This window comes from Arenimonas caeni (genome assembly GCF_003024235.1).
Lineage (GTDB): Bacteria > Pseudomonadota > Gammaproteobacteria > Xanthomonadales > Xanthomonadaceae > Arenimonas > Arenimonas caeni.
In genome coordinates, this window is record NZ_KZ679111.1 from 1 (window position 1) to 7,927 (window position 7,927).

The 7,927-nt window shown below is 68.8% G+C and carries 8 protein-coding genes and 1 tRNA gene; 6 read left to right on the forward strand and 3 right to left on the reverse strand.

Going from position 1 to position 7,927, the window contains the following annotated elements; translation table 11 throughout:
• Positions 1 to 512: ComF family protein (locus C6N40_RS13705; RefSeq protein WP_240183534.1), on the forward strand; the 512-nt coding region annotated here is incomplete at its 5' end.
• Between the two features lie 9 nt (positions 513 to 521).
• Here the strand turns inward: C6N40_RS13705 and ubiA are convergent.
• Entirely contained in the window at positions 522 to 1,427 is a 906-nt protein-coding gene (gene ubiA, locus C6N40_RS13710) for a 4-hydroxybenzoate octaprenyltransferase (protein WP_106991589.1), read from the reverse strand.
• A gap of 119 nt (positions 1,428 to 1,546) precedes the next feature.
• Here ubiA and C6N40_RS13715 point away from each other — a divergent pair, with 119 nt between their 5' ends.
• Positions 1,547 to 1,783 carry a hypothetical protein gene (locus tag C6N40_RS13715; protein WP_106991590.1) on the forward strand — a complete coding sequence of 79 codons (237 nt, stop codon included), beginning with the start codon at positions 1,547 to 1,549 and terminating at the stop codon, positions 1,781 to 1,783.
• Positions 1,784 to 1,795: 12 nt separating this feature from the next.
• Here the strand turns inward: C6N40_RS13715 and C6N40_RS13720 are convergent, their stop codons facing one another.
• The gene (locus C6N40_RS13720; protein WP_106991591.1) at positions 1,796 to 4,603 is read right to left on the reverse strand and encodes an EAL domain-containing protein; all 2,808 of its coding nucleotides are present in this window, start codon (positions 4,601 to 4,603) and stop codon (positions 1,796 to 1,798) included.
• A 240-nt stretch (positions 4,604 to 4,843) separates the two neighbouring features.
• Between C6N40_RS13720 and C6N40_RS13725 the strand changes: the two genes are divergently transcribed.
• The 3 genes from C6N40_RS13725 to C6N40_RS13735 all read left to right on the forward strand — a co-directional run bounded on the left by C6N40_RS13725 (position 4,844) and on the right by C6N40_RS13735 (position 6,476).
• Positions 4,844 to 4,920: transfer RNA gene (locus tag C6N40_RS13725), tRNA-Arg, on the forward strand.
• Between the two features lie 78 nt (positions 4,921 to 4,998).
• Entirely contained in the window at positions 4,999 to 6,240 is a 1,242-nt protein-coding gene (locus C6N40_RS13730) for a hypothetical protein (RefSeq protein WP_205208628.1), read from the forward strand.
• Positions 6,237 to 6,476, forward strand: a complete 240-nt coding sequence (locus C6N40_RS13735; RefSeq protein WP_240183535.1) for a helix-turn-helix transcriptional regulator — start codon at positions 6,237 to 6,239, stop codon at positions 6,474 to 6,476. The genes C6N40_RS13730 and C6N40_RS13735 overlap by 4 nt, the downstream gene beginning before the upstream one ends.
• 31 nt (positions 6,477 to 6,507) lie before the next feature.
• Here the strand turns inward: C6N40_RS13735 and C6N40_RS13740 are convergent, their stop codons facing one another.
• Positions 6,508 to 7,185: a hypothetical protein gene (locus tag C6N40_RS13740; protein ID WP_106991592.1), complete on the reverse strand. Its 678-nt coding sequence runs from the start codon at positions 7,183 to 7,185 to the stop codon at positions 6,508 to 6,510.
• A gap of 388 nt (positions 7,186 to 7,573) precedes the next feature.
• On the opposite strand from C6N40_RS13740, the gene C6N40_RS13745 reads away from it, so the two are divergent.
• Positions 7,574 to 7,840 carry a helix-turn-helix domain-containing protein gene (locus tag C6N40_RS13745; RefSeq protein ID WP_106991593.1) on the forward strand — a complete coding sequence of 89 codons (267 nt, stop codon included), beginning with the start codon at positions 7,574 to 7,576 and terminating at the stop codon, positions 7,838 to 7,840.
• The last annotated feature ends 87 nt before the right edge of the window (positions 7,841 to 7,927 follow it).

Sequence of the window (7,927 nt, forward strand, 5' to 3'; positions counted from 1 at the left end):
GGCGCTGTGCCGGCGCGCGCCCGCCCCAGGCCGCGGCCCGTGCGGTGTTCCTGCACGCCGCCCCGGTCGACCAGCTGCACCGGCGCCTGAAGTTCCACGGCGACCTGGCCGCCGGCCGGCTGCTGGGCCAGCTGCTGGCCGAAGGCCTGGCCGGTGCGGCCCGCCCCCAGGCCCTGGTGCCGCTGCCGCTGCATCGCAGCCGCCTGCGCCAGCGCGGCTACGACCAGGCGCTGGAACTGGCCCGGCCGTTGGCCCGGGCGCTGCGCCTGCCCCTGCTCGACGGCCGGCTGGCGCGGGGCCGCGCCACCGCCCCGCAGTCCAGGCTTGATGCCGCGGCACGCCGCCGCAACGTGCGCGGCGCCTTCGAAATCCTGGCCGGCCCGTCGCTGCCGGCCCACCTGGCCCTGTTCGACGACGTCATGACCACCGGCGCCACCCTGCAGGAGGCCGCCCTCGCCCTGCGCCGGGCCGGCGTGCAGCGGGTCGACCTGTGGGTGCTGGCCCGGGCCTGAGCCGGTCGCTCAGCCCAGCGCGTAGTGCCCGGCGATGCCGGCGAAGATCGCCAGCCCCACCCACTGGTTCGACACGAAGGCCTCGAAACAATGCTCGCGCCGGCGGTCGCGGCCGATCCAGAACTGGCGCAGCACCAGCACGATGGCCACGCCCAGCGCCACGTAATAGAAGATGCCCAGTCCGGCGCGCGTGCCCACCAGCCACATCGCCCAGGCGAAGCCGCCGAACAGCACGCCCAGCGCCACCAGGTCGGCGTCACCGAAAAGGATGGCGGTGGACTTCGAACCCGCCTTGATGTCGTCCTCGCGGTCCACCATCGCGTACCAGGTGTCGTAGCCGGTGGTCCACAGCAGGTTGCCCAGGAACAGCAGCCAGGCCAGCGGCGGCACCGTGCCCTGCACCGCCGCGAAGGCCATCGGGATGCCCCAGCCGAAGGCCACGCCCAGGTACACCTGCGGCAAGTAGGTATGGCGCTTGAGGAAGGGATAGGTGCTGGCCAGCACGGCGCCGGCCAGGCTGAGCAGCACCGTGAGCGTGTTGGTCAGCAGCACCAGCCCGAAGGCCACCAGCATCATCAGGACGAAAACCGCCAGCGCCTCGCGCGGGCTCACCGCGCCGGTGGCCAGCGGCCGGCCCTTGGTGCGCTCGACCTGCGGGTCGAGCCAGCGGTCGGCGTAGTCGTTGATGACGCAGCCGGCCGAGCGCGTGAGCCAGACACCGGCGGTGAAGATGGCCAGCACGCCCAGCGGCGGCACGCCTTCGGCCGCCAGCCACAGCGCCCACCACGTGGGCCAGAGCAGCAGCAGCGTACCCACCGGACGGTCGCCGCGGATCAGCAGCCAGTACAGCGGCAGCCGCGCGCGCCAGCCGGCGGCGGCGGGCGATGCGGGTGGGTTGGCGGGCGCGTTCGACATCCGCGAAAGCCTAGCAGAGGCCCGGCGCGCACCGCAGCGGGCATGACCTGTGGCGCTTGAAGGCCAGGGCGCGCAACCCCATGCTTGCCCTGTCGCCAACCAGCACGGGAGTAGCACGCATGAGCGCCGGCCAGGGTTCCACCGGAAACGTCATCGCCGCCATCTGCAGCCTGTTCATCCCGGGCCTGGGCCAGCTGGTGCAGGGCCGCGTGCTCTGGGCCATCACCTGGTTCCTGCTCGCCTGCGCGGCAGGCGCCATCACCTGGCTGATCACGCTTTCGCTGCTGCCTTTCGGCTGGTTCCTGGTGAGCGTGTTCTCCTGCATCCACGCGGCCGTCTTCCGCCGCGAAGCCTGATCCCGCGCGGGCTCAGGCCTGCGCCGCCAGCCAGGTGGCCATTTCCTCGCCCGGCAGCGGCCGCGTGAACAGGTAGCCCTGCGCCTCGTCGCAGCCCTGCTGGCGCAGCAGCTGCAGCACGTTCTCGGTTTCCACGCCCTCGGCCACCACGCCCAGGCCCAGTGCGTGGCCGAGGCTCACCACGGCGTGGGTGAGCTCGAGCATGTTGCTGGCCTGGTCCATCTGGCTGACGAAGCTGCGGTCGATCTTCAGCGTGCGCACCGGGAAGCGGTGCAGGTAGCCCAGGTTCGAGAAGCCGGTGCCGAAGTCGTCGATGGCCAGCGTGATGCCGTTGGCCTTGAACATGTCGAAGGTGGTGCGCAGCACCTCGCTGTCGCGCATCAGCGCCGACTCGGTGATCTCCAGCACCAGCCGGTCGCTGGGCCAGCGCTCGCGCGCACAGGCCTGCAGCACGTGGGTGGCGAATTCCGGGTCGCGCAGCTGCAGCGCCGAGACGTTCACCGCGATGCGCCCGAACTGCAGCCCGGCCTCGTGCCACAGCCGTGCCTGCCGGCAGGCCTGCGCCAGCACCCAGCGGCCGATCGGGATGATCTCGCCGCACTCCTCGGCCACCGGGATGAACTCGGCCGGCGAACGCAGCTCCCCCGAGGCCGTGCGCCAGCGCAGCAGCGATTCGATGCAGGCGACCGACCCGTCGCGCAGCGACAGCGTGGGCTGGAATGCCAGGTGGAACTCGTCGCGCGCCAGCGCCTGGCGCAGCTCCTGCTCCAGGGTCACCCGGCGCTGCACGCGCTCGTAGAAGCTGGCGTTGTAGAACTGGAAAGTGTTGCGGCCGGCATCCTTGGCCGCGTACATGGCGGTGTCGGCGGCGCGCAGCAGCGATTCGAGGTCGGGCGCGTTGTCGCCCAGCAGGGCGATGCCGATGCTGCAGCCCACCTGGGCATCCAGGCCGCCGAGCGCGACCGGCTCGCCGACGGCGGCGATGATCTTGCGCGCCACCAGGGCCGCATCCTCGGGCCGGGCCACCTCGCGCAGCAGCACCAGGAACTCGTCGCCGCCCAGGCGGCCGACCAGGTCGCTCGAGCGCACGCACTGGCGCAGGCGGCCGGCGATTTCCTGCAGCAGCAGGTCGCCGGCTTCGTGGCCCTGGGTGTCGTTGACGTTCTTGAACCGGTCCAGGTCCAGGAACAGCAGCGCCAGCGGCTTTTCGCCCCGGCGCGCGACCTCGATGGCCTCGTTCGCGCGCTCGCGGAACAGGAAGCGGTTCGGCAGCCCGGTCAGGGTGTCGTAGTGCGCAAGCTGTTCGATGCGCTCGCCGGCCTCGTGTTCCTCGGTGATGTCCTGGGTGAGGCCGGTGACGCGGTAGGGCTTGCCGTCGCGCAGCTCCAGGCGGCCGGTGATGCGCAGCCAGATCCGGCGATCGTCGGGCGTGACGTAGCACACGTCGGCCGTCTGTTCTTCCAGCCGCTCGGCGACCATGCGCCGGAACGCCAGCTGCAGCTTCTGCGCCGACTCCGGGCAATAGTTGGGCAGGGTTTCCTCGAAGCGCAGCGGCTTGCCCGGCTCGATGCCGTGGATGCGGTAATTCTCGTCGGTCCAGTGCAGTTCGCCGGTCTCGACCAGCAGCTCGAAGCCGCCGATGCGGCCCATGGCGGCGATGCGGTCGAGCAGGTCGTTGCGCCAGCGCGAGGTTTCCTCGGCCTTGCGCTGCTCGGTGATGTCGTGGATCACGCCCACCAGGCTCTGCGCCCGGCCGTCCTGGTCCAGGATGGCCTCGCCGCGCGCCTGCACCACGCGCTGCTCGCCGCTGGGGCGCAGCATCACCAGCTCCAGCGCGTAGGGCTTGCCCTGCTTGAGCAGCGCCACGGAGGCCGCGTGCAGGCGGGCATAGGATTCGGGCGTGAACAGGTGCCTTTGGTTGCGGAACTTTGGCGGCGGCTTGCTGCTGGGCAGGCCGACGATCCAGTACAGCTCGTCCGACCACCAGAGATTGTCGTTCTCCGGGCTCCAGCTCCAGTTGCCCAGGTGGGCCACGTGCTGGGCCTGGTTGAGGATCAGCTCGCGTTCGCGCAGCTGGGCCTCGATCTGCTTGTAGTCGTGGATGTCGGTGTGCGTGCCCACTACGCGGCGCGGCCGCCCGGCGTGGTCCCAGCTGATGGCGCGTCCGCGGTCGAGGATCCAGCGCCACTTGCCGTTGGCGTCGCGCACGCGGTAGTCGACGATGTAGCTCTCGCGCTCGCCCGCCAGGTGCGCGTGCAGCGCCACCTTCACGCGCGGGCGGTCGTCCGGGTGGATCAGCGCCTGCCAGGAGTCGAAGCTGCCGTCGAAGGCGTCGCGGGCATAACCGAGCATGGTGAAGCAGCGGCCCGATCGGTAAACCTCGCCGCGCTCGGCGTCCCAGTCCCACAGGCCATCCTGGGCGTTCTCGAGCGCGAAGCGCCAGCGGGCGCGATCGGGCGACTCGGCCAGGTCCGGCGCCTCTTCGGGGTTGTGCAGGCTGACGGTGTAGCCGCGGACGCCCCCGTCGGGGCCGGCGACCGCCCGCAGCAGGCAGTCCAGCGTCAGGCCCGGCTGTTCATGCCGGTACTGGACCTCCCGGCCGGGATGGTCGGCCAGCTGGGCCATGGCGCTGGCCAGGGCCTCGCGCAGCTTGGCCTCCATTTCAGGGTCGATCAGCGTCCGGGCCCGTTCATTGCTGGCCAGCACGCGCCCCGTGGCATCGAGCACCAGCAGCGCGCGACGCGACGGATGCAGCAGGAGACTGGCGACCAGCGTGGTGTCCAGGGCAGTCGTTTCGGCGATGGCGGAGGCGTCGGGCATACCTTACCCCAGCATTCCATTTGCGGCCCGGGAAATCCGTGCCGGTCCCCACACTTCCCGCGGGCACCGGACCGCACGAACCCCGCGCCCATGGCATAATCCCCGGCCACGCGCCTGTAGCTCAGCCGGATAGAGTAGTGGCTTCCGAAGCCCCTACTCATCGGTTAAAGGCGCCGGTTAAAGTGTCACAGGGCCTGAACTCAGTTTCAGGCCGGTTTGAAGAAAAAGTCCTTTAGATACGCGCCTGTAGCTCAGCCGGATAGAGTAGTGGCTTCCGAAGCCATTGGTCGGGGGTTCGAATCCCTCCAGGCGCGCCAAACCCTCTGGGACAGTTTTGGGACAGATCTGGGACAAGTCCCGATCACGCCTCCCTGCCCAACTGAGTAAAGGCGCGCATGGCCACGCCCCGGGCCCCACGGGCCGCCCCCACTTGGACCTTTGCCGCCCGCTTCCGCCGCGGCGCCTTCGGCTGGAAATCCGATCGGGCCATCGAGCGCCTGGACGAGGCCGCGGCCGAGATCCGGGCCATGGTCCGCAAGGACCCGGTCCTGGCCGCCGACGGGGCCGTAAGGCTTATCGAGAAGCTCTCGCCGGCCTTCGAGAACGTCGATGACTCCTCCGGCCGCCTGCAGGCGGTCATCCGCGATGTCTTCGAGCAGTTCGTGCCTCTGATCGGCACCGTCGAGGTCGCGCCGAGGACCCGGACGGCCTGGCTGGAGCGGCTCTGGCAGGCCATGGTCGACGACCAGATTCCCTGGATCGAGCGGCTGGGCGACCACTGGGGCACCCTGTGCGGCAGCCCCGAGGTGGCCTCGGCCTGGGCCGACGAGCTGCTGCCGGGCCTGCGCGCCGCCTGGGCGCCGGGTGCGAAGGGCCATGGCTGGTATTCCGGCACCATGCCCTGCCTGTCCTGCCTGTACGCGGCCGGGCGCCACGCCGAGCTGCTGGTGCTGCTGGAGTCCCCGCAGACCCATGGCTGGTGGGATTACCACCGCTGGGGCGTGAAGGCCCTGCTCGACCACGGCCACCGTCACGAGGCCCTGGCCATCGCGGAGCGCTGCTACCAGCAGGGCCGATACCGCTACGAGGCAGCCCGCACCTGCGAGTCGATCCTGATCGACCTGGGCCAGCGCGAGATCGCCTACCGCCAGTACGCGTTCGAGGCCAACCAGGCCAACACGAACCTGGGCACCCTCAAGGCCCTCGCCGCCAAGTACCCCGAAAAGGACAAGGCCCGCATCCTCACAGACCTGGTGGAAGCCAATCCGGGCAGTGAAGGCAAGTGGTTCGCCGCCGCAAAGAGCGCCGGGCTTTTTGACGTCGCCCTGAAGCTGGCCCGCAGCAGCCCGACCGACCCGCGCACCCTCGCCCGGGCCGCCCGGGACTTCGCCACCAAGCAGCCGGCGTTTGCGCTGGAGGCGGGGTTGCTGGCCCTGGGCTGGATGGCGCGGGGCTACGGCTACGAGGTGTCGTCCCGGGACGTGGCGATGGCCTGGGAGGCCTGCCTGGGCGCCGGCAAGGCGCACGGGCTGACGCCGGAAGACGTCCGGGACCGGGCGCTGGCGCTTTGCGACGGCAAGTCGGGCGCCGAGCGGTTTGTTCGTGCGGAGATCAGGCTCCCGGCGGGAGCGGGTTGATCGAGCCAATCCCGCCAACCCGGCATTTCTCAAACCGACTGGCCTACGGAGAAGCCGGAGCGATTCACCTTCTTCGGCCACCGGATGTCTGCCGCCAGGTTGGACTGGGAAGAAGCTCGATATTCCAACTCTTAGACCTTGGGAGATTCCCCGCTCCCAATAAGCTCGGGGCTCGAGCGGTTGCGTGGCTGCAAAGCGATGTGGATGCCTGGATAGAATCAAAAGCGACGATTTGAAGTTAGCTAGTCAGCCGACCCGATTCGACTCCTAAAGTTCAAACACGTGATTGCCAAACCTAATCCTCTCCTCCCACACCTCGATCGGGACGGGATCCATCATCCAGCGACGCGGCAAAGCCGCGAGCCGCCTCAAGCGTATGGAGAATACGTGCTCCCATGGCCGCTTCCCGTCTGCGGGCAGCGGTATCATGCGGCTGCCAAGGTCGAACTCAAGCGTCCGGCCGTCAAATCCAACCGTGCAAACCTGTCTCTCAGGCGCGGCCTCGGCCGCCTCTCGGAGGCCCTCTGCGGCCAATCGCATCCAAGGCCGCGGCACCCAGACCAAGGGGCGGTCTTGGTAGGCTCGCATGTGTCGCTCCCACGGGAGCAGGCCCTTTGCGCGCAACCCTTCCTCAAACCAGGCGCAGGGCAGGCGTGGTGTGAAACTATCCCCCACCCCATAGGCGATCCACGCTTGCACTTGCATCGCGGATTCGACCTTGTCCGGCATCTCAAAGGAGACTTGGCGAATGCTACGCGTCGTCGTGTAGATGCCTGAGAACAGCACCGCCGGCCGAAGATACTGATTCGTGCAGGGGAGCGCCCGGAGTTCGAAGTTGCCAAAGTCATAGGTCAGCTGCCTGGGCCACTCCCCGCCGGGTTTGAACCCCAGCAACTTGAGTACAGCTTCGACAGAGACAATGGGCAGGGGTGACTCGATTGCCATGGCTAGTTCCCGGCCTCAATTGCTGCCCGCATCGTGTTCACGTGGATCGTAACAACCTTTGAAAGTGGGCTCTGGTACCCACCCGCCAGGTCCCAAGCAAACGGGATATCAAGGTCTCGCAACCCGGCAAGTGAATCGCCCCGGCTTCTCCGGAGGCCATTTCGTTTGAGTCACGCCGCCATGGCGTGACCCGGGTTGCCGGCGTAGAACGCCGCCTCGGCTTTCGCCGGGGGTATGTTGCCGATCGACCCCAGCAGTCGTCGGTGGTTATGCCTGGCGTCGCGAACCTGACGCCGGCCGCTCGGCTCGAAAAATACAGCCCCTGTTGCGTTTTCTGGATTAACAGTCTATAAGCTGTTGCTACAGAATACAGCTCAGGATGCGTGCCATGAGCCAGTACATCGTCCGAACCCCCGACCAGTTGCCTGCCCTGCTCAAGGCCTTCCGTAAACAGGCCGGACTGACTCAGGGCCAGCTCGCCGCGCGACTGGGCATCACGCAGCAGACGCTCTCCGCCCTCGAGCGAAACGCCAACAAGGTCAGCGCCGACCGGCTGCTGCAATTGCTGGGCATCCTCGGCGTGGACCTGGTGCTGCAGTCGCGCGGCCCCGGAACCGACCCGAAGCCGTCCGCCACGGGAGGTGCCGGATGGTGACGCCCCGTACCGGACGCACGTCGCGCCGCCAGGCCCTGGGCCTGTGGATGAACGGCGATTTCGTAGGCACCTGGCGCCTCGACGCCA